The following is a 19,922-nucleotide window of genomic DNA, read 5'->3' on the forward strand; positions in this document are numbered from 1 at the left end:
TTCGTGTGGCGTGACTCCAGATTAACGCACGGAGCGCCCTTTGCGCGCGGGGCCTCACTCGTGACAAAACTCACTTCCGCGCGCAGGGCGTGCCCGGGACAATGACGTCAAGAGAAAGGGGCTGCCATGTCGCATGTGAAGACCGCACCATCGCAAGACGTCGTCCGCGTCACGGGTCTCGTCAAGCGCTATCGCGAGCTCGTCGCGCTCGATCACCTGGACCTCTCCGTGCGCAAGGGGGAGATCTTTGGCCTCCTGGGCCCCAACGGCTCGGGCAAGACCACGGCCATCAACTGCATCCTCCAGCTGCTCTCCTACGACCGCGGCACCATCGAGCTCTTCGGCGAGCCGATGGGGCCGAACCGCTACGATCTCAAGACGCGAGTGGGCGTGGTCCCGCAGCAGGTGGCCGTCTTCGACGAGCTCACCGTGCGCGAGAACGTGGACGCCTTTTGCGCGCTCTACGTGCGCGACCGCCGCCGGCGCCGCCAGCTGGTGGACGAGGCGATTGACTTTGTGGGCCTCGGCGACTACGTGCGCTTTCGCCCGGGCAAGCTCTCCGGCGGCCTGGCGCGGCGGCTCAACATCGCCTGCGGCATCGCCCACCGCCCGGAGCTCATCTTCTTCGACGAGCCCACCGTCGCCGTTGACCCGCAGAGCCGCGCCAACATCCTGGACGGCATCTGCCGCCTGCGCGACGAGGGCGCCACGGTGGTCTACACGAGCCACTACATGGAGGAGGTCGAGCAGATCTGCGGTCGCATCATGATCTGCGACCGCGGGCGGGCGGTGGCGCAGGGCACAGCTGACGAGCTCAAGCGCATGATCAGCCTCGGCGAGAAGATCACGGCCGAGGTGGGCGAGCTGCGCGAAGGCACGCTCGAGCGCCTGCGCGGCCTCTCGCACGTGCGCTCGGCCGAGCTCTCGGATGGCACGCTGCTCGTGACCTGCGAGCCGAGCCCCCACAACCTCACCGACGTCCTCGGTGCGCTCGCGGGCGCGGGCGTGCGCCTGGGGCGCGTGATGTGCGAACCGCCTACCTTAAACGACGTCTTTCTTGAGCTCTGCGGCCGCGAGCTGCGCGACTAGGGGGCAGCCATGGGAAGCTCGTTTGTGGTGACGCTCAAATCGCTCGTTCGTGCGCCCTCGGTCATCATCTGGGTGCTTGCGTTCCCCATCATCATGTCAACCATCTTCCTGTTCATGTTCTCCGGCATGCGCACGGATGGCGTCGCGGACCCGATTTCCGTGGCGCTCGTGGGAGCGGCGGACGAGAGGGACGGTGCAGCCGAGACCCTCGACTTCGCCGAGGTCCTCGAGGCGCTCGCCGCAGATGGCGACGATCAGCTTCTTGACCTGCGGCTCGTTGAGACGAGCGCCGAGGCGGCCAACCTTCTTGCCGCTGGCGAGGTCGAGGGCTATTACGAGGTCTCAGCCGACGGCGCGCCCGATCTCACGGTTGCCGACGCCGGATCGGTGGGCGCCGCGGTGCTCGAGGCCGTGGCCAGCTCGTACGTGCAGTCGGGTGCGCTCATGGCCGAGGTCGCCGAGCGCGACCCGGCGACGCTCGACGATCCCGCCGCCGTGGCCTCGGCGCTCGAGCTCTCCGCCGGCGTCGAGCGCGCGCAGGTCACCCACGCCACGCCCGACGAGATCGTGCGCTACTACTACGCGCTTCTCGGCATGGCCACGCTCATGGCCACGCAGGCGGGCATGCTCGCGGTGGCCTCTGCGCAGCCCTGCGTCTCCGAGCTCGGCGCGCGACGTGCGGTCGCGGGCACGCCGCGCGGGCGTCAGCTCGTCGGCTGCGTTGCCGGCGCGTGGGTCGTATCGTTTGTGGCGCTCGCGCTCGCCTTCGCGTTCCTGCTCCTCGTGGTGGGCGTGGACTTTGCGGGGCGCGAGGGCCTCTGCCTGGTGGGGGTCGGCGCGTGCTCGCTGCTCGCCACCGCGATCGGCGCGTTTGTCGGAGCGCTGCCCATCCGTGCCGACCTCTCCGCCCGCTCCGGCATCATGACGGGCCTCACGTGCCTGCTTTCGCTTTTTGCGGGCCTCTACGGCACCGCGGCGCTCGAGCTTTCGGACTGGCTCGCGCGCACCGCACCGTGGACCGCGTGGGTCAACCCCACCAAGCTCGTCTGCGACACGTTCTACTCGCTCTACTTCTACACGTCGCTCGCCCCCTTCGCCCTGCGCGTCGCCGTCTGCGTGGCGGCCTCGCTCGTCCTTCTCGTCCTGGCAACGGTCGCCTTTAGGAGGCAGAGCTATGAGCATCTTTAGGACCGCGCTGCGCGTGGCGGCCGCGCACCCCGTCTATCTGACCGTGTACGTGGTCTTTCTCTCGCTGCTGGGCGTGCTTGTGATCGGCGACCTGGGCACCGGCGCCGCTGCGGCTGCCTCCGGACCGGCCTTCGAGGCCCGCGTGGCCGTCGTGGATCGTGACGGCTCCGAGCTCTCGGGCGCGCTCGTTTCCTGGGCAAAGAAGAATGCCGAGGTCGTGACCGTGGACGACGAGCCGCTCGCGCTGCAGGATAGCGTCGCGACCGGTGCCGTGGACTGCCTGGTCGTGCTGCCCGCCGGCTTTGAGGGGGACCTGATCGCGGATGCGCGTGCCGGGCGTGACCCCGCACCGCTCGAGGTCGCCTATGGCACGGACGTGCAGGCGGGCGCCCTGGCCGCGACGGCGACCTCGCGCTGGGTGAGCCTCGCCGCCCAGGCGGCCGCGCTCGAGCCGGACGCCACCGCATCCGAGGTGGCCGAGCTCGCGCTCGCCGTCGCGGACGAGCGGGTAGACATGAGTGTGGACTCCACGGGCACGGAGGATGCGACGGGCAGCGGGCTCGCGGTCTACCTGCGCTTCTCGACCTACTCTGTCATGAGCTCGATCGTGGTCGTTGCCGGCGTCACGTTGGCCGCGTATCAGCGCCCGGAGATTCGTCGCCGCAACGCCGCCGCTCCCGTTGCGCCCGCGCGCCTTGCCTCCGGCGAACTCGGCGCGTGCTGCGTGCTCGTGGCCTGCGTGTGGGCGTGGACGTGCCTGGTGGGCGTCGTCGCCTGCGGGGGCTCGCTTACGGGCGTGGATCCGCTTCTCGTTGGTCTAGCGCTCCTCTCGATGCTTCCCTTCGCGCTTGTTCCGCTGGCGATCGCGTTTCTTCTCGCGCAGTTGGGACTCTCCGAGCAGGCGCTCAACGCGGTCGGCAACATCGGCGCGATGGTGCTCTCTTTTCTCGGCGGCGCCTGGGCGCCGCTTGCGCTCCTGCCTGCGGGCGTGCAGGCCGCGGCTCGCCTCTCGCCCTCGTTTTGGGCCTCGAGCGCCGTGGAGGCCGCGCTTGGTGCGAACGGCGTCACGCCTGCCCTTCTCGCCGAGGTGAGCACGTCTGTGGGAATCGTGGCGCTCTTTGCCGTGGCAATCTGCGCCGCCGGGCTCGCCGTCGGCCGCGCGCGTCGTCGTGTGGCGGGCGCCGCGTAGGGGAGCGTCCGGCGGCCCTGCTAGAATCGCCCTTATGGAGAGACTCGTCGACAAGGTCGTGGCGCTCGTCGCCTGCCTGCCCGCGCTCGCTGCCACCGCGCGCGGGACGGTGGGCGCGGCGGTCGTGGTCGCGCTGCTTGCGGCCGTGACGTCGGCCTCGCTCGTCGAGGTCTTGCGCGGGTCGGTACGCCTCGTGCCGCCGCTTCTGTGCTGCGCCCTCGTGTGCGTGCTGCCTAACTCCGCTGCGCTGCTTGGCGTCGCTGCCTGTGACCTCTGCTTCGTCGCATCGCTCGAAGGAGGTCGCGCGCGGCTTGCGCCCCTTGCCGCACCCGTTGCCCTTGCGCTTGGCTGGTGCGTTGGCGCCGAGGGCCCTGTCGTCCTTCTCGCCGTTCTCGGGGCCGTGGTGGGCGCGTGGCTCGGGCTTCGTGCCGGCGTCTTTGAGTGTCGCGACCGCGACGCCCTGCGCACCCGCGACGAGCTGCGCGCCGCCGAGCTCTCCCTTGCCGAGAAGAACCGCGAGCTCCTGGACGCCCAGGACTATGAGGTGCGTCTGGCCACGCTCTCCGAGCGGGCCCGCATCGCGCGAGACATCCATGACAACGTGGGCCACCTGCTCACGCGCGCCGTGGTGCAGGCCGAGGCGTACCGCGTGATGCACAGCGGCGAGCCTGCCGAGAAGGACCTCGCCGCCGTGGCGCTCACCGTGCGCGAGGCGCTCGACGAGGTGCGCGCGAGCGTGCACGACCTGCGCGACGATGCCTGCGACCTCTCGGTACAGGTGCGCGCGGTCGTGGAGCGTGCCTGCGAGGGGACGGAGCTCGCGCCCACGGTGCGCGTGGAGGCGGGGGAGGCGCCGGCTGCCGTGGCGAGCTGCCTTACTGCGGTCGCGCGTGAGGCCGTCTCCAACGTGCTGCGCCACTCGAACGCGCGCCACGTGAGCGTGGAGCTGGTGGAGCACCCGGGCCTCTGGCGGCTCACGGTGACTGATGATGGAACGACGGCGGCCGGCGCGCCCGGTAGTGGCCCCGGCATGGGGCTCGCCTCGATGGAGGAACGCGTGCGCGCGCTCGGCGGGACGTTTCGCGTCGGTTCCGGCGAGGGCGGAGGCTGGACCGTCTTCGCCAGCGTGCCGCGCTCTGGTGGAGATAGGAGGCGCACATGAGGGTCGTCATAGCAGACGACGACGCCGTGGTGGTGGAGTCGCTCCAGATCGTGCTGGACGCACAGCCCGACATCGAGGTCGCAGGCTGCGGGACGGACGGGGCCGACGCCGTGCGCCTGGCGGCCGACGCCGCGCCTGACATCGTCCTTCTCGACATCCAGATGCCGGGGATGGACGGCCTTGCCGCCGCCGAGAAGATCCTCGCCTCCCCGGAGTCGCCGCGCGTGGTCTTTCTCACCACCTTCTCCGACGACGAGTACATCGTGCGCGCCCTTGCTCTGGGCGCTGCGGGCTACCTCATCAAGCAGGACGTGGCGGGGGTGGCCCCGGCGCTGCGCGCGGTGATGGCAGGGCGCAGCGTGCTGGAGGGCGAGGTGCTGGAGCGGGCGGTCGCCCTGGGAGCGGGTGCGCCGGTGGCCGAGAAGCCCGACCTCACGGCGATCTTTCCCCAGCTCACAGACCGCGAGCGCGATGTCGTGGCGCTCATTGCCGAGGGGCTGGACAACCGGGAGGTCGCGGCCGCCGCCTACATGGGCGAGGGTACCGTTCGCAACCACATCAGCTCGATCCTTGCCAAGCTCCATCTGAAGAATCGCACGCAGATTGCTGTGGCATACTGGAGGGCGCTTCGATAAGACAAACGAACCAGCCCCTTTTGTCTTAGGACGGGAATTCTTGTGACAAACACCTCTTGGAAGCTCAAGCTCGCGTGCGTGTGGGGCGGCGAGCTCGTCTCGGTGCTCACGAGCTCCATCCTGCAGATGGGCTTCGTCTGGCACATCACGCTCACTACAAACTCGGCGAGCATGCTCTCGCTGGCGTCGCTCGCGGGCTTTCTGCCGCTCGCGCTCTTCGGTACCTTCGCGGGGGCAATCGTCGACCGCCTGCCGCTCAGGACCACGCTCATCGGGGCCGACCTCTTCATCGCCGCAGTGAGTGCCGTCGTGGCGATGGTCTCGCTCACGGGCGCGCTGCCTGTGTGGGTGGTCATGGCGGCGCTCTTCGTGCGGGCCATCGGCAGCTCCCTGCACACGCCCGCCTTCCAGGCGCTCACGCCGCTCGTGGCGCCGGCCGAGCACCTCACGCGCCTCGCGGGCGTGACACAGGCCGTCCAGTCGGGCGGCTACATCCTCGGTACGGCCATAGCGGCGGTGATCTACCCGCTCTGGGGGCTCACGGCCATGATCGCGCTGGACGTGGCGGGCGCGCTCTTTGCCACGGTCGCGGTGCTGGCGGCGCGGCTCGACGTTGGGGGTTCGGGGGCCGGCGTGACGGCGGGCGAGAAGGGCCTCGGCCTCGTGGCCCAGGCGCGCGCCCTCGCCGCGGAGACCGCCGACGGCTACCGCGTGCTGCGCGGCTACCGTGGCCTCTTCGCGCTGCTGTGGTGCGGCTTCGTGTTCACGCTGGTCTTCTCGCCCATATCGGCGCTCTTTCCGCTCATGACGCTCGATCACTTCGGCGGCACCACGGGCGACGCCGCCACGGCAGAGATTGTGTTCTCGGTGGGCATGATCGCGGGATCGGCGCTGCTCACGGCGACGGGCGGGTTCAAGAACCGCGCGCTCACGGTCGTGGCGGCGACGGCGCTCTATGGCGTGGCCACGCTCGGGGCGGGGCTGCTTGGGACGGGCGGTTTCGTCGCGTTTCTCGCCATGAGCTTCCTCATGGGCCTGAGCTCGCCGTTCTACTCCGGTCCGCAGACCGCGCTCATGCAGGAGAAGGTTCCGCCCGAGTACCTGGGGCGCGTCTTTGGCCTCTACGGTGCCATCATGTCCTGGGCGTTGCCGCTTGGGCTGTCGTTCTCGTCGCTCTTCGCGGATGCCGTTGGCGCACCGGCGTGGTTTGTGGGGGCCGGCGCCGCGATGGTTCTTCTCGCCTGCGTGACCTGGGCAATCCCCGCCATCCATCACATCGAGCAGTGATGCGAGGGGGCAATCCCCCCTCGTATCATGCCGACACTCCCAGCCGGCACTCACGAGTGTCGGCAAAGTCACTTGCCGCAGCCGGCACTCCTCACCGTAACCTGTCAACTCGGCCGACACTCCTGGCGGGCACTCATGAGTGTCGGCACGTAAGGGCCATTATTACCAGCTCTCGCTCACAATTCGCAGCGTGAGCTCGTCGCGGCTGCCGGCGTAGTACTTGTCCAGCACAGCGCCAAAGACGGGGTCTGTGCCCGTGAGCCCGAAGAGCGTCATCGACGAGCGGACCTTAAGCGCGTCGATGTCCCCCAGCACGGCAACGGGGTCGCTTCCCGGAAGGGCGAGAAGTGCGCGTGAAATCTCGACCAGGCGCGCCCTGAGCAGGGGATGGTTGACGTACGCGTCAAGCTCCGCGCGGCTGGCGATGCCGTAGCGCTCCGCCATGGCGCTGCGCCCGAGCCCGCGCACCTGCGGAAAGACAAACCAGATCCAGTGGCTCCGCTTTCGGCCGGCGCGAATCTCGGCGAGCGCCTGCTCGTAGGCGCCGCCGTCCTGCGCGCGGACAAAGCGCTCGATGTCAAAGTCAGCGTTGGGCATGTTCGACTCCCTTCTCTGTCAGATAATAGGCTTGTCAAGGTCGAGAAGAACAGGGGACCGCATGTCCTACTGCGACTGGGATACCACCGATGAGCTCTGCCTGCGCTACCACGACGAGGAGTGGGGCGTGCCGGTGCACGACGACCGCACGCAGTTCGAGTACCTCTCGCTCGAGGTGATGCAGTGCGGGCTCAACTGGACCATGATGCTGCACAAGCGCGAGGTCATGCGGACGTGCTTTGCGGGCTTTGACTTTGATGCGGTGGCCGGGTTTGGTCCGGACGACGTCGATCGCATTCTGGCCACGCCGGGCATGATCTGCTCGCGTCGCAAGGTTGAGGCCATCATCAACAACGCGCAGTGCTTCCAGCGGGTGCGCGAGGAGTTCGGCAGCTTTGACGCCTACCTCTGGGGTTTCTCGGACGGCAAGACAATCCTCTACAACAAGCACGCTGATGGATGGATTCCCGTGAGCAACGGCCTTTCCGCGCGCGTGGCCGCCGATCTGCGTCGACGCGGCTTCAAGTACCTGGGCCCCACGACGGTCTACTCGCACTTCGAGACGCTCTGCGTCTCGAATTAACGGGGCGCTACAGGTCGACAACGCGCACGGTGCGGCCGTGCTCGCGCAGCAGCGCAATCAGGTCCGCGGTGGCGAGAAGGATGGTCGCGGTGTTGTCGCACGGGTGCACGGTCACGTGCCCGGCGTCGACGAGCTCCTGGTCGATCACAACCTCCACGCGGTGTTCGACGTCGTTCAGCGCACCGAGCGGCGTGACGGAGCCCGGCACCAGGCCGAGCATCGAGCGTAGGTCCTTATCGCTGGCAAACGAGAGACGGCGCGACCCCAGCCGCTCCTGGACCTCTCGCAGCGAGACGTCCTTCTCGTCCGGTAGGCAGACGAGGTAGTACGCGCGGTGCTTGTCGTCCCGCAGGAAGAGGTTCTTGGCGCCGAGCTCGGGATGGGGGATACCCGCGGCATGTGCCTGCTCCACGGTGAAGACCGCCTCGTGCTCGTAGAGCTCGTAGGCGATCCCCGCCTGGTCAAGCAGCGCCATTGTCTCAGTTTTTCCGTACAGGTTGACCTCCCGCGAAAATGATACGAAGGGACTGTCCCTTCGTATCATCGCTCGAGCTTGCGGACGACGGCGATGGCAGGGTCCACGGCGGCGGCGAAGGCGTCGAAGTCGGCGTAGGTGCCGACGATGCTGCCGTAGTGGGTGGGCACCACGACGGCCGGGCGCAGCGCGTTCACAAGGGTCGCGGCCTGGCGCGGGTCGCAGGTGTAGGTGCCGCCGATGGGCACGAGCGCAACGTCGCAGCGCACAACCTCGTTGTCGACGTTCTGGTCCGTGTCGCCGGAGACGTAGTAGCGCGTGGGCTCGCCGTCGAGCGCGAGCACGTAGCCGAGCCAACCGTTGGCCTGCGGATGCATGGCCAGCCGCTCGGGCTCCACGTTGTAGGCGGGCACGGCCTCCACGGTCAGCCCGGGGAGCTCCAGCTTCTCGCCCGCGCGCATGAGGTGCGTCGCGGCAGCGCCCAGCCCCGCGACCTCGCTCGCCATGCTCGCCGGCGCCACGACTACGGTCTTCTCGCCCGCCACGCGCGCATAGTCCTCGGGTGAGAGATGGTCGTAGTGGGCGTGGGTGATCAGCACGTAGTCCGCGTCGTGCGCCGCCTCGGCGTCGGTGAGCGAGAAGGGGTCGAGGTAGGCCACAGTGCCGCGCGCCCCCTCGATGCGGATGGCGCTCTGGGTGTACACGCGGACGTTCTCCAGGCTCAGGCTCATGGCTGCCCCTCTCACGACGTGGTGGATGCGCCCATTCTACCCGGATGGGGCGGTGCCGTTGTGGTGCCCGCACTCATGAGTGCGGGCGAGAAGTGCGGGCGGTTATGACGCCTGCGCCCCTTGAGTGCGGGCGTCCACTCGCTCGATGGCCGCAAGTGCCCCCAACAAGTGCGCGACGGCCCGCACTGGATGAGTGCGGGCCGTAAGTGCGGGCCGAAACCTGTGAAATGCAAAGAAGTGCGGGCGTGCCCGCGCCCTTCTCGTCCTACTTCTTGCCGAAGAGGCCGCCGATGGTGTCGGCGATGCCTCCGAGCGGGCTGTTCTCGAGGGCGCCGCCAAGGCCCTCGGCGAGGTTGCCGAGGTCGAGCCCGCCAAGGTCGATGCCGCCCTCGGCGACGTGGCTCTTGATGCCGTCGACGATCTCGGAAGGGTCGACGTCGCCGAGGTCGTGGCCGGTGAGCTCCTCGATGGTGCCCTTGGGGTCGGAGACGAGCCCCTGGAGCTTCTCGGGGGCGTCGGCAAGGGCCGCGGAGACCTGGGCGATGATGTCCTGAACGTCCATGTTCTTCCTTTCGGATCGTGCGCGTGGCGCGCGTTTGTCCCTCTAGGGTACCTGCTGTCGGGCGGCTTCAGGGGCCTGAAGGCTGCGTGCGCCGTTGGTTGAGGGGCAGACGGCGGCCCTATGCGGCAATCTTGGCACGCACGGCGTCGAGGAGCTCCGCGCAGCGCAGCGTTGCCGCGAGCGACATGACGGGCGACTCCGTGAGCCCGGCGCGCAGCAGGTCTGTGAAGTGCGCGATCTGGTCGTAGAAGTCGTCCACGGGGTAGGGGACGTCCAGCCTCGCGGGCTCGGCCCCGTCGGCGAGAAGAACGGCGCGCTGCGGGCGGTGCATGTCCTCGACCACGATCTTGCCGGCGGTGCCCACGAGCGTCGCGGTGCGCGGGCCGGCGGTGTCCGCGGCGGTGGCCAGGCGCGCGGTCTTCTCGCCCTTTGCGCCCAGCGCGAGCTCGGCGTCCACGAAGCAGTCGATGCCGTGGTCCCATCGCGCCTGCTCGGATACGACCTCGTGCGGGCCGGGCAGGTAGTCGTCGATCCACGCCGCGCAGTAGATGCCGGAGTCCAGCAGGATGCCGCCGGCCGCGGGGTCGGACATGTAGTCGCCGCCGCGGGCGATGCGGTCGCCCATGTCGTTTTCCAGAAGCGCCTCCACGCGCATGAGCTCCCCGATGGCGCCCTCGGCCACCAGCTCGCGGACGCGCCGGTAGAGCGGGGTGAAGCGCGTCTTCATGGCCTCCATGAGAAGGACGCCTTCCGTTCGCGCCGCGTCGACGAGCGCCCGCGTCTCCGCCGCGCTCGCGCACGCGGGCTTCTCGCAGAGGACCGCCTTGCCGGCGCGCAGCGCGGCGACGGCCCAGGTGAGGTGCATCCCGTGGGGGAGCGCCAGGTAGACGGCATCGACGTCGGGCCGGGCGAGAAGGGCGGCGTGGGCTGCGCCCGCCACGCCCCCGAGGCCATCGTCGGAGAACGTGCCTCCCTCCGGCACGCCGTGCTCTGCGGCAAAGGCAGCGGCCCGCCCGGCGGAGCGGCAGCTGATGGCGACGAGCTCGGAATGCGGCTCGTGCGCGAGGCTTCGTGCGAAGCGGTGGGCTATGCGCCCCGCGCCGACGATGCCCCAGCGGACGTTCTTCTCGGCCATGCGCGCCCCTTTTCTGCGGTGTGACGTTTTGCCAGGTGCCGGAATCGCGTCATATGCGTGTGAGGGACACGCATATGACCGGATTTTGGTTCCGATTTTACGCATATGGCGGAAATCAGGCACCACGGTACGCAGATGGCGGAAATCAGGCACCTGGGGTGACGCACCTGGGGTGTTGCCCCGGCGCTACAGCAGCGCGCGCTCCACGGCGAGCGCGAGCGGGTACGGCAGCACCTTGGTCGCCACGTAGAGCACCCGCATGTCAGCCGACGGGATGCAGAGCGCGCGTCCTTCTCGCGCCGCCCTGAGCCCGCGCGCCGCGACGCGCCCCACGTCCTCAAAGCCCGTGAGCCGCGACATTCGCGCGGCGACGTCGTCCGCGCCCGGATGGTCGAGAAATCCCGTGCGCATGAACTTGGGGCAGAGGGCGGTCACGTGGATGTCCACGGGTCCGAGCTCGGCATCGAGTGCGCGGGAGAGGTCGAGCACGAAGCGCTTGGCCGCGGAGTAGGTGGCGAGCCCCGGCTGAGGCATGAAGGCGGCCACGCTCGCCACGTTGAGGATGCGCGACCCTGCCGCCATGTGCGGCAGCGCGCGGTACGTGAGCTCCACGGGGGCCAGCATGAGGAGGCGCACCATGTCCGCGTTGTCGCGCGCGGGCATGTCCGCGAAGTCGCCGAACGTGCCGAAGCCCGCGTTGTTCACGAGCAGCGCCACGCGCGCGTCGGGCGTCCGGGAGAGCGCGTCCCCCAGGACGTCGAACGAGTCGGCGTCCGTGAGGTCGAGCGTGAAGGGACGCACGAGTCGGCTGGTCTTCTCGGCTTGGCGAGAGACGGTCCAGATCTGGTCGAGCCTCCCGAAGGCTCCTCCCTCGAGCTGGCGGACGATCTCGCGCCCGAGCCCGGACGACGCTCCGGTGACGATGGCGATGTTGGTCATGAGAGCCTCCGTGGTTGGCGATGCCGTTGCCGTTGCCCCCATTATCCACCTCTGGATGACATTGGCGCGTTCTTCTCGCCCGCCGGGCCGCAGCTGATATTGTCTTTCAGATTTTGCGAATCGCCTGAACACCGTGAAAGGAACACCGTGAAGAACTCCGAGATCTACCGCCGCACGCTGAAGTTCTCCGTCATGCGCCTCGTGCGGACCATCCTGTGCGTCATCATGCTGGCCGCGTTGCCGCTGATCACCTTTGTGGCCACGGGCCTCGCCGGCCTGGATGAGGCGGCCCAGCTCGCCGCCACGGGCGTTGCGTTCATCGTGGCCCTTATCGTCTTCTACCTGGTCGCCCACTACGGCGGCTACCTCCTCACTGCCGGTCAGGTGGCCATGATCACCGAGGGCGTCGCCACCGGCGAGCTCCCCGAGGACACCTACGTGGCGGGCAAGCGCGCCGTCAAGAGCCGCTTTGCCACGGCGAGCGTCTACTACGGCCTGTGGAGCGTCACCAGGGCCATCACCACCGAGATCTCCTCCGGCATGAACGCGATCGCACGCGGCATCGACGGCGAGGACAACGCCGGCGCCGCCTCGATCATCGCCGGCATCATCTCCGCCATCGTGAGCGTGGTGCTCGAGTACCTCAACTACTGCAGCCTGGGCTGGGTCTTCCTCCACAGCGAGCAGTCCGCGTTCAAGAGCACCTGCGACGGCGCCGTGATCTACTTCCAGAACTGGAAGACGCTCATGAAGAACTCCGCCAAGGTCATCGCCATCACCATCGTGTCGCTCGCGCTTATCGGCGGCGCGTTCTTCGGCGTGGCCTACCTCCTGCTGGGCTCCATCGAGCCGCTGACGGCCGTGCTCGCCGACATCGACGCCGCCGCCACGCTCGAGGACGGCACCGCCGTGCCCGCCGGCACCTCGCTGATCGTGCTCTGCGCCGTCATCGCGCTGGTGCTGTGGGGCGGCATCCACGGCGCCTTTGTGAAGCCCTACATCCTCGTCTCCGTCATGCGCCGCTACATCGAGGCCGGTCGCGCGGACACTCCGCAGGTCGACGTCTACGAGAAGCTCTCCGGCATGTCCAAGGGCTTCAAGAAGGCCCTCGGCCGCGCGGAGCAGGAGAGTGCCCCCTCGGCCGCGTAGGCGACAATCGGTTGACAATCACGTCAGGTTGTTTCGTCAAGCGCTTCGGTTGACAATATAACCTGACGTTATTGTCAAACCTGCAGCGTGGCGTCAACTGCCGTTTCGGAGGCGGCGCATGCCCGGCGCGCTAGCTGCCGGCTACCGTCTTGTCGGAGCTGAAGAGGCGCTTCATGAAGGAGAACTCGCTTCGGGCAAACCTGTTGAGGCGCTCCACCTCAGGCCTCTGCGGCGCGTCGAGCATCACGAGGCAGACGGGTATCGAGGGCGCGCGCTCCGGGTCAACCTCGTGCATCATGGCGAAGGGCACGATGCTCAGCGCCCTGAGGTTGACTCCCATGATGTAGCCGTTGCGGTTCTCGAGGAAGTCGACCACCTCCTCGTTGGTGCCGATGCTCTCGAGGGGGGAGGAGAGCCCGTGCTTCAGGCAGCTGTTGAGAATCGTCTCGTTGAAGCCGTCTATCTCCTCCGACCAGAGCACGGGGTAGGGCTCGAGGTCGGCAAAGGTCAGGGGGCGCTTGCCGCGCAGCGGGTGGTGCCTGCCCATGAACACCCCGGGCATGACCATCCCAATCTGGACGCAGGTGCAGCCCGGGGCGTCAAACTCGCCAATCGTGAACAGGGCGTCGAGGGCCCCGGCGCGAAGGCCCGTCAGCGCGCTCTTTCCGACCGAGACGGAGAGGTGGGTCTCCACCCCAAGCGAGTGCGTGATGAGGCGCGCGATGATGGCGCAGATGAACTCGTGCTTCGAGAACGGAGGGGTGACGAGCGCGAGCCTGAGGTCCTCTCTGGAGGAAGCGCTCTGCCACGACGCCACCGTCTGCTCGAGGGAATTGAAGCTCTCGACGGTCTTGAGTGCCGGCTCGAGGAGCATGCTCCCGAGCTGGGTGAGGCGCATCCCTCGTCCCTCGCGGACAAAGAGGCGCCCGCCGACCTCCTCCTCGAGCTCGTGAATCGACTTCGAGACGGCCTGAACGGTGACGCCCTCCCCCTTTGCGGCTGCGGAGAAGTTTCCAGCGCTCGCCGCACGGCAGAAAAACACGAGCTGTCTGATGTTCATGTCCCCACTCCGGTGGAAGTCCTTCAATCGTCCCTAGTCTAGTCGCGGTCAGCTGGCGCGGGCCGGCGAGAAGAACGCGCCCTCCAATATCAACCAGCGCTTGATTAATTGAATCGGATGTCATGCGCGGTCTGAGGTGCTCGTTCTTCAGGTATCGTTACTCTGTCTGACTATCTGCCAAAGTCCTCCCGAGGAGTTCGTATGACCCCTGATCCGCAGTCCGAACCGACGAAGCCCGAGAAGTCGGGCGCCACGCCAGCCCATATCGCGGAGGGGGAGAAGATCCCGCTCGTGATGCGCCTCTACGGCGTTCTCTGTACGGTCCTCGGTGTGTTCACCGTGTTTGCGGTCATCGTCTTTGCTGCCCTCATGGCATGGGCGCTCCAGACCGATCCGTCGATGATTATCGTGGGCACCGATCCCACCCTGCCCGTGGTCCTTCTCGTCATCAGCTACCTCGTGACCATTGGAAACGCGGTGGCCCTGCTCGTCTTTGGTCACTCGCTGCGCAAGAGCCGGCGGCGCAACGCGGTGCGCTGGTCGCACGTGCTCATTGGCACCTCGGTCATTCAGATTCTGCTGAAGATCATGCTGCAGGGCATCGACACCACACTGATCTCCGATGCCATCCAGCTGCTCATCCTCGTGGCGATCTCCGTTACCGTGGACCCGTCGCTGCGTCAGGAGCGCGCGCTCAAGAAGCGCGTGCAGGACATGGTGGACCGCGAGGCGGCCGAGGAGGGCATGCTCGGGCGCGACCTCGAGGGCAAGGGCTATATCGAGCTCAACTTCTTCAACCTGTTCTGGGTCTTCGTGATCTGCTGCTTCCTCGGCCTCATCATCGAGACCGTCTATCACTTCGCGGTGGTGGTCCCCGGAGAAATTCAGGACCGTGCCGGCCTGCTCTTTGGGCCCTTCTCGCCCATCTACGGGTTTGGTGCCGTGCTCATGACGGTGGCGCTCAACCGCTTCTACAAGGCCAACCCGGTGATCATCTTCCTGGTCTCTGCCGTCATCGGCGGCCTCTTTGAGGCGGCGACGGCCTGGTTCATGGAGATGGGCTTTGGTGCCGTGGCCTGGGACTACTCGGGCTCCACGATCTTTGGGCTCTTCCCGGACCCCATCGCCGTGATCTTTGGTGGGCGCACGAGCGCGCTTTTCATGTGCATGTGGGGCGCGCTCGGCTTCGTGTGGATCAAGTTCTGCCTGCCCTGGATGCTCAGGCTCATCAACCTCATCCCGTGGAAGGTCCGCTACTCCTTTACCACGCTCTGCGCCGTGCTCATGCTGGTGAACGGCGTCATGACGCTCGAGGCGCTGGACTGCTGGTTTGAGCGTCTCTCCGGCATCCCGCAGACCACGCCCGTGGAGCAGTTCTACGCGGAGCACTACGACAACGACTACATGGCGCACCGCTTCGAGTCCATGACCATCACGCCGGACGACTCCGCGCGCGTGGACGGCGCCGGCCGCGCCGCCAACGTCGTGGCCGGCGAGGAGGCTCTCGAGGACGCCGCCGACGCTACGTTCGAGGATGATGCCGCGTGACGGACGAGGCTGGAAAGAGGCGTCCCCGCTGGGGGCTGCGCGTTCTTCTTGCCCTGCTGGCGCTTGTGGTGGTGGCCGGCGTGGCGCTAGCCGTGGCGGTGCACCACCGCCAGGAGCAGGAGCGCCTGGGCCTGGGAGCCGTCTCTGCCCCGAGCGCTCCGCAGGAGCTCGAGGGCTCCACTGGCCGCACGGGCGCCTTCACCGCGCAGATCGACTTCACGAGCATGGCCACGGGCGCCGAGACCATCTCCACCGAGGTCGCCTGGGACGACGAGTGGTTCTTTGCCGACCCCACCGTGTACAACCACGAGCTGGCCACCACCTGCGCGGTGCTCTCCGCCGTGGCCAACTCCGAGTCCGGCTACTACCAGGAGGGCTCCGACTCGCCGGCCTACATGGAGGCGGCCCTGGCCGAGCTGGGCTTCGAGGACATCTCCACGGCGTCCTACCAGTACCGGAGCGAGATCTTCGACGAGGTGGTGGACTTTCTCGCCGGCACGGACGACGTGGTGGCCTACTCCGTGGCGACCAAGCGCGTGACGGCGGACGATGGGCGCGAGAAGACCCTCTACCTGGTGTCCGTGCGCGGCAGCTACGGCTCGGAGTGGCTGAGCGACCTCAACATGGGCGACGCCGCGGACTACGAGATGGACGCGATCGACCACGAGGGCTTCATGCGCGCCGCCAACGAGATTGTGGACGACCTCGCGGAGCGCATCACGCGCGAGGCGGGCGACGGCGGCACCGACGACGTGGCGCTGCTCTTCTGTGGCCACTCGCGCGGCGCGGCGACGGCCAACCTCGCGGCCTCCTACGCCGACGACATGACGCTGGGCCTGCGCGTGCTGGCGCCGCTGGAGAGCATCTACTGCTACACCTTTGCCACTCCCGAGCTCACCACCGTGGAGAACACGGGCGATGCGCTCTACGACAACATCTTCAACATCCTGAACCCGAGCGACATGGTGCCGCGCCTGCCGCTTGCCTCGTGGGGCTACACGCGCTACGGGCACGACCTGTGGCTGCCCGGCTACGGTGACGAGGGATTTGACGAGAAGTACGAGGCGATGTGCGAGGTCTTCGAGGCCAACACGGGCGTGGAGTGCCCCTACGTGCCCGAGGACCGCGAGCACGTGGACAAGCTCGTCGAGGATCTGGGGCGCGAGATTCCCACGGCAGAGGACCTGGCGAGCGCGGGCGGCGTGGTGTCGCTCGTGCACGACCTTCTCGCCGACGTGAACCCGATGCAGGTGCTCTACGGCCACTACCCGAGCGTCTACATCGCCTGGATGCAGTCGCTGGCTTGACGGTTGACCGTCAGGTTACAGGTTGACGATCACGCCGGGTTGACAATCACGTCAGGTTATATTGTCAAGCGAGGTGCTTGACAATATAACCTGACGTGATTGTCAACCCGATCCGGAGGTTGCGATGGGGGACGTTCGTAAGGAGCTTGCCCGCGTGCTGCGCGAGTGGGACGACACCGTGGAGCGGCGCCTCAAGGCGTTTCTCGCCGACCCCGACGACGCCGAGACCATCCACCGTTTCCGCATCTCCATCCGCACGCTGCGGAGCCTGCTCGTCTTTGTCTCGCCGTTTCTCAAGCGCCGGCGCCACCGCCTGCTTCAGGACGAGCTGCGCTCCGTGGTGGTGGAGACCTCCCGCCTGCGCGAGTACGACGTGCTGCTGCGCCAGGTCCGCGCGCTCGACGTGCCCTGCGGCGAGCTGGCCGATAAGATCTCCGAGCTGCGCGAGCTCGAGCGCAACCACGTGATCGACGTCATGCGCGGGAGGCACACGCGCCAGGCGCTGCGCCGCGTGCGCAAGGGCCTGGGCAAGCTGCCGTGGAAGGACCGCGTGCGCGAGGACGGCGTGACGCTCGACGACGTGCGGGCGAGCTTCGACGAGCTCGTGCGCGTGGTGGACGAGGGGTACGCGACCGTCGACCGCGCGGACGCCGACGCGGTGCACACTCTGCGCAAGCGCGCCAAGCGCGTCCGCTATGTGGGCGAGAGCTTCGCGGACCTGCTGGGCCCGGGCGCCGCTGCCGAGGGCGCACGCATGAAGGACGTCCAGGACGAGCTCGGCGACATCTGCGACGCCCGCGTCAACGTCACGATGGCGGGCGAGTTCCCGACCGCGGGGCTGTCTTCCGAGGCGCGTCGGGCGCTCGAGGTTCTTCTCTCCCAGAACCAGGCGCTCGTCGACGAGTTCTGCCGCGTCTGCTAATTGGGGACAGTCACGTCGGGTTGACAATAACGTCAGGTTATATTGTCAAGCGCCTCGCTTGACAATATAACCTGACGTTATTGTCAACCCGACGTGACTGTCAGCCAGACAGAAGGCCGGCGGCGCGGGCGGCGTCGAGGAGCTCGGCGTTGCGCGCGTTCATCGTGCCGAAGCCGCCCACGCAGCAGATGACCCGCCTGCAGCCAAGAAGGACCTCGCGCGCCTGCGCCACGGCGCGCTCGCTCACGGGCTCGAAGTCGCGCTCGTAGATGGCGCGTACGGCCAGGCTGCGCGCGAGCAGCCCGTCGGCGTCGTGCTCGTGCAGCACCCCCGTCGCAAACGGCACGCCGTCGCGCGCGAGCTGCCGGAAGCACGCTGCGCCCGTCCCGCCGCCGGCGATCACGAAGACCTCCGGATCGCCCTCCGGCCGCGCCAGTTCGACGCTGCCGAAGGCGGGGTCGTACGCTCCGGGCCCAAGGTCGTAGAGCTCGGCGACGCGCTCGGCCGTGAGGACCTCGTCGGGTGCCCCCTGGCACATCACACGCCCGTCGCGGATGCAGATCACGTGGTCGGCCGCCTTCTGCGCGAGATCGATCTCGTGCAGCGACGCCACGACGGCCATGCTGCGCTCGCGGGCCTCGCGCCGCAGGAGCTGCAGCATCTCGAGCTGCGAGCGAACGTCCAAGTACGACGTGGGCTCGTCGAGCAGCAGCACGCGCGGCTCCTGGCAGAGCGCCCGGGCGAGAAGGACGCGCTGCCGCTGGCCGTCGCTGATGTGGGCAAAGTCGCGCTCGGTGAGCTCTGCCGTGCCCGTGGCCTCCAGCGCGGCGCGCACGGCCTCGTGGTCCTTCTCGCCCAGCACGCCGAGCCTGCCGGTGAAGGGGTAGCGGCCCGCCTCCACGACGTCGCGGCAGGTGAGCAGCTCCGTGCTCGGCCTGCCGGTGAGCATGACCGCCATCTCCTGCGCACGCTCGGTCGCCGGCACCTCGTCGAGCACTCGGCCGAAGAGCTCCACGACGCCGCCGAGCGCGCGCAGCTGGCCCGCCACGGTGCGCAGAATCGTGGTCTTGCCGGAGCCGTTGGGGCCGATGAGCGCCACGACCCGCCCCGGCCGCACGGCCAGGCAGACGTCGCGCACGAGCGCCCGCTGCCCGTGCCCCACCGCCAGATCCCGCAGCTCCAGCGCGTTCTGCTCATTGGGGACGTGTTTTTTCGTGCAGACAGAACGGGACAGGTTTTGGCCCCTTCCGCCGTCGCCCGGCGGCAAACCTGTCCCGTTCTGTCTGCACGAAAAAACACGTCCCCAATGAGCAGTCATCGGGACCTCCTGCGGAGCATGAGGGCGATCACGACCGGCGCGCCAAAGACGGCGGTCACGGCGCTCACGGAGAGCTCGACCGGCGAGAAGAGCGTGCGCGCGATGAGGTCGCACCCGCAGCAGAAGGCCGCGCCGGTGAGAAAGCATGCCGGCGTCACGTAGAGCGGGCGCGACGACCCCACCCCGCGGCGCGCCAGGTGCGGCGCGGCGATGCCCACGAACGAGACCGGGCCTGAGAAGGCGGCGACGCAGGCCGAGAGCAGGCTCGACACTGCGACGATGAGCATGCGCAGCCCCCGGACGTCGACGCCAACGCTCTGCGCGTAGGCCTCGCCGAGCTGGTAGGCGCCGAGCGGCTTGGAGAGCGCAAAGACGGCGGCGCCCATGGCGAGAACCGCCACGGCGACGATGGCCACGTCAGGCCAGGTGGCTCCCGAGAAGCTGCCGCGCGACCAGTTGTCCAGGTTCACGATGGACTGGTCGTCGGCAAAGGCCACGAGGAAGTTGGTCGCGGCGGAGCAGATGTAGCCCACCATCACGCCCGCGACGATGAGCATGCTCTGCGTGCGCACGCGTCGCGAGATGAGCAGCACAAAGCCCATGGTGAGAAGCGACCCCGCAAACGCCGCGACGACGGAGGCGCCCGGGCTCATGACCTGCCCGGCCCCCAGCACCACGATCATGACCACGGCCACCACGAGCTTGGCGCCCGAGGAGACGCCCAGCACGAAGGGGTCGGCGATGGGGTTGGCAAAGAAGGTCTGCAGCAGGAAGCCCGAGAGCGAGAGCGCACCGCCCAGAAGCACCGCCTCGACGGCGCGCGGCAGGCGAATCTGCCAGATGACCTGCGCCGCGGTGGAGCCGTCGCCGGGGCCCGCCGCGAGGATGCGCAGCACGTCTGCGGGCGTGGTGCCAACGCTTCCCAGGCAGAGGCTCGCGACGAAGAGCGCCGCCAGGCCGAGAAGAACGACGAGGTCGAAGGCGAGCGCCCGCGACGCTCCGCCCTTCTCGCCTCCGCGCCCCCTCTCGAGCACTGTCGCGCCGCA

Annotated in this window: 20 protein-coding genes; 11 read left to right on the forward strand and 9 right to left on the reverse strand. The window is 68.2% G+C overall.

The genetic code is table 11. The annotated features are described in order from the left end of the window. Positions 1-126: 126 nt before the first annotated feature. From NW198_RS00190 to NW198_RS00215, 6 genes are read left to right on the forward strand one after another with little or no spacing between them, the layout of a single operon-like run. Entirely contained in the window at positions 127-1,089 is a 963-nt protein-coding gene (locus NW198_RS00190) for an ABC transporter ATP-binding protein (RefSeq protein ID WP_258339518.1), read from the forward strand. Between the two features lie 9 nt (positions 1,090-1,098). Continuing rightward, positions 1,099-2,277 (forward strand): ABC transporter permease, encoded by a 1,179-nt coding sequence (locus tag NW198_RS00195; RefSeq protein ID WP_258339519.1) that lies wholly within the window; start codon positions 1,099-1,101, stop codon positions 2,275-2,277. Next, entirely contained in the window at positions 2,264-3,466 is a 1,203-nt protein-coding gene (locus NW198_RS00200; protein WP_258339520.1) for an ABC transporter permease, read from the forward strand. Before NW198_RS00195 ends, NW198_RS00200 begins: the two co-directional genes overlap by 14 nt. Before the next feature lie 34 nt (positions 3,467-3,500). Further along, the gene (locus NW198_RS00205; protein WP_258339521.1) at positions 3,501-4,628 is read left to right on the forward strand and encodes a sensor histidine kinase; all 1,128 of its coding nucleotides are present in this window, start codon (positions 3,501-3,503) and stop codon (positions 4,626-4,628) included. Then, the gene (locus NW198_RS00210) at positions 4,625-5,263 is read left to right on the forward strand and encodes a response regulator (protein WP_258339522.1); all 639 of its coding nucleotides are present in this window, start codon (positions 4,625-4,627) and stop codon (positions 5,261-5,263) included. Before NW198_RS00205 ends, NW198_RS00210 begins: the two co-directional genes overlap by 4 nt. A gap of 42 nt (positions 5,264-5,305) precedes the next feature. Further along, positions 5,306-6,550, forward strand: a complete 1,245-nt coding sequence (locus NW198_RS00215; protein WP_258339523.1) for an MFS transporter — start codon at positions 5,306-5,308, stop codon at positions 6,548-6,550. A 162-nt stretch (positions 6,551-6,712) separates the two neighbouring features. Here the strand turns inward: NW198_RS00215 and NW198_RS00220 are convergent, their stop codons facing one another. After that, positions 6,713-7,147, reverse strand: a complete 435-nt coding sequence (locus NW198_RS00220; protein ID WP_258339524.1) for a DUF1810 domain-containing protein — start codon at positions 7,145-7,147, stop codon at positions 6,713-6,715. 61 nt (positions 7,148-7,208) lie between these two features. Between NW198_RS00220 and NW198_RS00225 the strand changes: the two genes are divergently transcribed. Then, the gene (locus NW198_RS00225) at positions 7,209-7,730 is read left to right on the forward strand and encodes a DNA-3-methyladenine glycosylase I (RefSeq protein WP_258339525.1); all 522 of its coding nucleotides are present in this window, start codon (positions 7,209-7,211) and stop codon (positions 7,728-7,730) included. A 7-nt stretch (positions 7,731-7,737) separates the two neighbouring features. On the opposite strand, the gene NW198_RS00230 is transcribed toward NW198_RS00225, so the two are convergent. The 5 genes from NW198_RS00230 to NW198_RS00250 form a co-directional block, all read right to left on the reverse strand. After that, a complete protein-coding gene (locus NW198_RS00230; RefSeq protein ID WP_258339526.1) occupies positions 7,738-8,205 on the reverse strand; it encodes a prolyl-tRNA synthetase associated domain-containing protein in 468 nt (155 codons plus the stop codon). Between the two features lie 65 nt (positions 8,206-8,270). Next, a complete protein-coding gene (locus NW198_RS00235; protein ID WP_258339527.1) occupies positions 8,271-8,936 on the reverse strand; it encodes an MBL fold metallo-hydrolase in 666 nt (221 codons plus the stop codon). A 265-nt stretch (positions 8,937-9,201) separates the two neighbouring features. Beyond that, positions 9,202-9,498, reverse strand: coding sequence for a hypothetical protein (locus tag NW198_RS00240; protein WP_258339528.1), 297 nt, complete (start codon positions 9,496-9,498; stop codon positions 9,202-9,204). 118 nt (positions 9,499-9,616) lie between these two features. Next, complete coding sequence (locus tag NW198_RS00245; RefSeq protein ID WP_258339529.1) at positions 9,617-10,633, reverse strand: Gfo/Idh/MocA family protein; 1,017 nt, start codon at positions 10,631-10,633, stop codon at positions 9,617-9,619. Positions 10,634-10,819: 186 nt separating this feature from the next. Then, on the reverse strand, positions 10,820-11,572 hold the full coding sequence (locus NW198_RS00250) for an SDR family oxidoreductase (protein WP_258339530.1): 753 nt from the start codon (positions 11,570-11,572) through the stop codon (positions 10,820-10,822). Positions 11,573-11,719: 147 nt separating this feature from the next. On the opposite strand from NW198_RS00250, the gene NW198_RS00255 reads away from it, so the two are divergent. Beyond that, complete coding sequence (locus NW198_RS00255) at positions 11,720-12,721, forward strand: hypothetical protein (protein ID WP_258339531.1); 1,002 nt, start codon at positions 11,720-11,722, stop codon at positions 12,719-12,721. Between the two features lie 130 nt (positions 12,722-12,851). Here NW198_RS00255 and NW198_RS00260 read toward each other — a convergent pair whose 3' ends face one another. After that, positions 12,852-13,781 (reverse strand): LysR family transcriptional regulator, encoded by a 930-nt coding sequence (locus tag NW198_RS00260; protein ID WP_258339532.1) that lies wholly within the window; start codon positions 13,779-13,781, stop codon positions 12,852-12,854. 201 nt (positions 13,782-13,982) lie between these two features. Here NW198_RS00260 and NW198_RS00265 point away from each other — a divergent pair, with 201 nt between their 5' ends. From NW198_RS00265 to NW198_RS00275, 3 genes are all read left to right on the forward strand, one after another. Further along, complete coding sequence (locus tag NW198_RS00265; RefSeq protein WP_258339533.1) at positions 13,983-15,329, forward strand: putative ABC transporter permease; 1,347 nt, start codon at positions 13,983-13,985, stop codon at positions 15,327-15,329. Next, positions 15,326-16,636 carry a hypothetical protein gene (locus tag NW198_RS00270; protein ID WP_087315422.1) on the forward strand — a complete coding sequence of 437 codons (1,311 nt, stop codon included), beginning with the start codon at positions 15,326-15,328 and terminating at the stop codon, positions 16,634-16,636. Before NW198_RS00265 ends, NW198_RS00270 begins: the two co-directional genes overlap by 4 nt. Before the next feature lie 124 nt (positions 16,637-16,760). Then, positions 16,761-17,558: a CHAD domain-containing protein gene (locus NW198_RS00275; RefSeq protein WP_258339536.1), complete on the forward strand. Its 798-nt coding sequence runs from the start codon at positions 16,761-16,763 to the stop codon at positions 17,556-17,558. Between the two features lie 100 nt (positions 17,559-17,658). On the opposite strand, the gene NW198_RS00280 is transcribed toward NW198_RS00275, so the two are convergent. Next, a complete protein-coding gene (locus tag NW198_RS00280) occupies positions 17,659-18,720 on the reverse strand; it encodes an ABC transporter ATP-binding protein (RefSeq protein WP_258339537.1) in 1,062 nt (353 codons plus the stop codon). 152 nt (positions 18,721-18,872) lie between these two features. Beyond that, the gene (locus NW198_RS00285) at positions 18,873-19,910 is read right to left on the reverse strand and encodes an iron ABC transporter permease (RefSeq protein WP_204204661.1); all 1,038 of its coding nucleotides are present in this window, start codon (positions 19,908-19,910) and stop codon (positions 18,873-18,875) included. Positions 19,911-19,922 lie beyond the last annotated feature (12 nt).

The sequence above is a fragment of the Thermophilibacter sp. ET337 genome (genome assembly GCF_024733715.1).
In the GTDB taxonomy this organism is placed as follows: domain Bacteria; phylum Actinomycetota; class Coriobacteriia; order Coriobacteriales; family Atopobiaceae; genus Thermophilibacter.

Coding starts and splice junctions, on each gene's coding strand:
- NW198_RS00225 (WP_258339525.1), top strand. CDS start 7,209: ATGTCCTACTGCGACTGGGATACCACCGATGAGCTCTGCCTGCGCTAC.
- NW198_RS00240 (WP_258339528.1), bottom strand. CDS start 9,498: ATGGACGTTCAGGACATCATCGCCCAGGTCTCCGCGGCCCTTGCCGAC.
- NW198_RS00260 (WP_258339532.1), bottom strand. CDS start 13,781: ATGAACATCAGACAGCTCGTGTTTTTCTGCCGTGCGGCGAGCGCTGGA.
- NW198_RS00210 (WP_258339522.1), top strand. CDS start 4,625: ATGAGGGTCGTCATAGCAGACGACGACGCCGTGGTGGTGGAGTCGCTC.
- NW198_RS00235 (WP_258339527.1), bottom strand. CDS start 8,936: ATGAGCCTGAGCCTGGAGAACGTCCGCGTGTACACCCAGAGCGCCATC.
- NW198_RS00250 (WP_258339530.1), bottom strand. CDS start 11,572: ATGACCAACATCGCCATCGTCACCGGAGCGTCGTCCGGGCTCGGGCGC.
- NW198_RS00220 (WP_258339524.1), bottom strand. CDS start 7,147: ATGCCCAACGCTGACTTTGACATCGAGCGCTTTGTCCGCGCGCAGGAC.
- NW198_RS00200 (WP_258339520.1), top strand. CDS start 2,264: ATGAGCATCTTTAGGACCGCGCTGCGCGTGGCGGCCGCGCACCCCGTC.
- NW198_RS00205 (WP_258339521.1), top strand. CDS start 3,501: ATGGAGAGACTCGTCGACAAGGTCGTGGCGCTCGTCGCCTGCCTGCCC.
- NW198_RS00195 (WP_258339519.1), top strand. CDS start 1,099: ATGGGAAGCTCGTTTGTGGTGACGCTCAAATCGCTCGTTCGTGCGCCC.
- NW198_RS00265 (WP_258339533.1), top strand. CDS start 13,983: ATGACCCCTGATCCGCAGTCCGAACCGACGAAGCCCGAGAAGTCGGGC.
- NW198_RS00275 (WP_258339536.1), top strand. CDS start 16,761: ATGGGGGACGTTCGTAAGGAGCTTGCCCGCGTGCTGCGCGAGTGGGAC.
- NW198_RS00245 (WP_258339529.1), bottom strand. CDS start 10,633: ATGGCCGAGAAGAACGTCCGCTGGGGCATCGTCGGCGCGGGGCGCATA.
- NW198_RS00190 (WP_258339518.1), top strand. CDS start 127: ATGTCGCATGTGAAGACCGCACCATCGCAAGACGTCGTCCGCGTCACG.
- NW198_RS00230 (WP_258339526.1), bottom strand. CDS start 8,205: ATGGCGCTGCTTGACCAGGCGGGGATCGCCTACGAGCTCTACGAGCAC.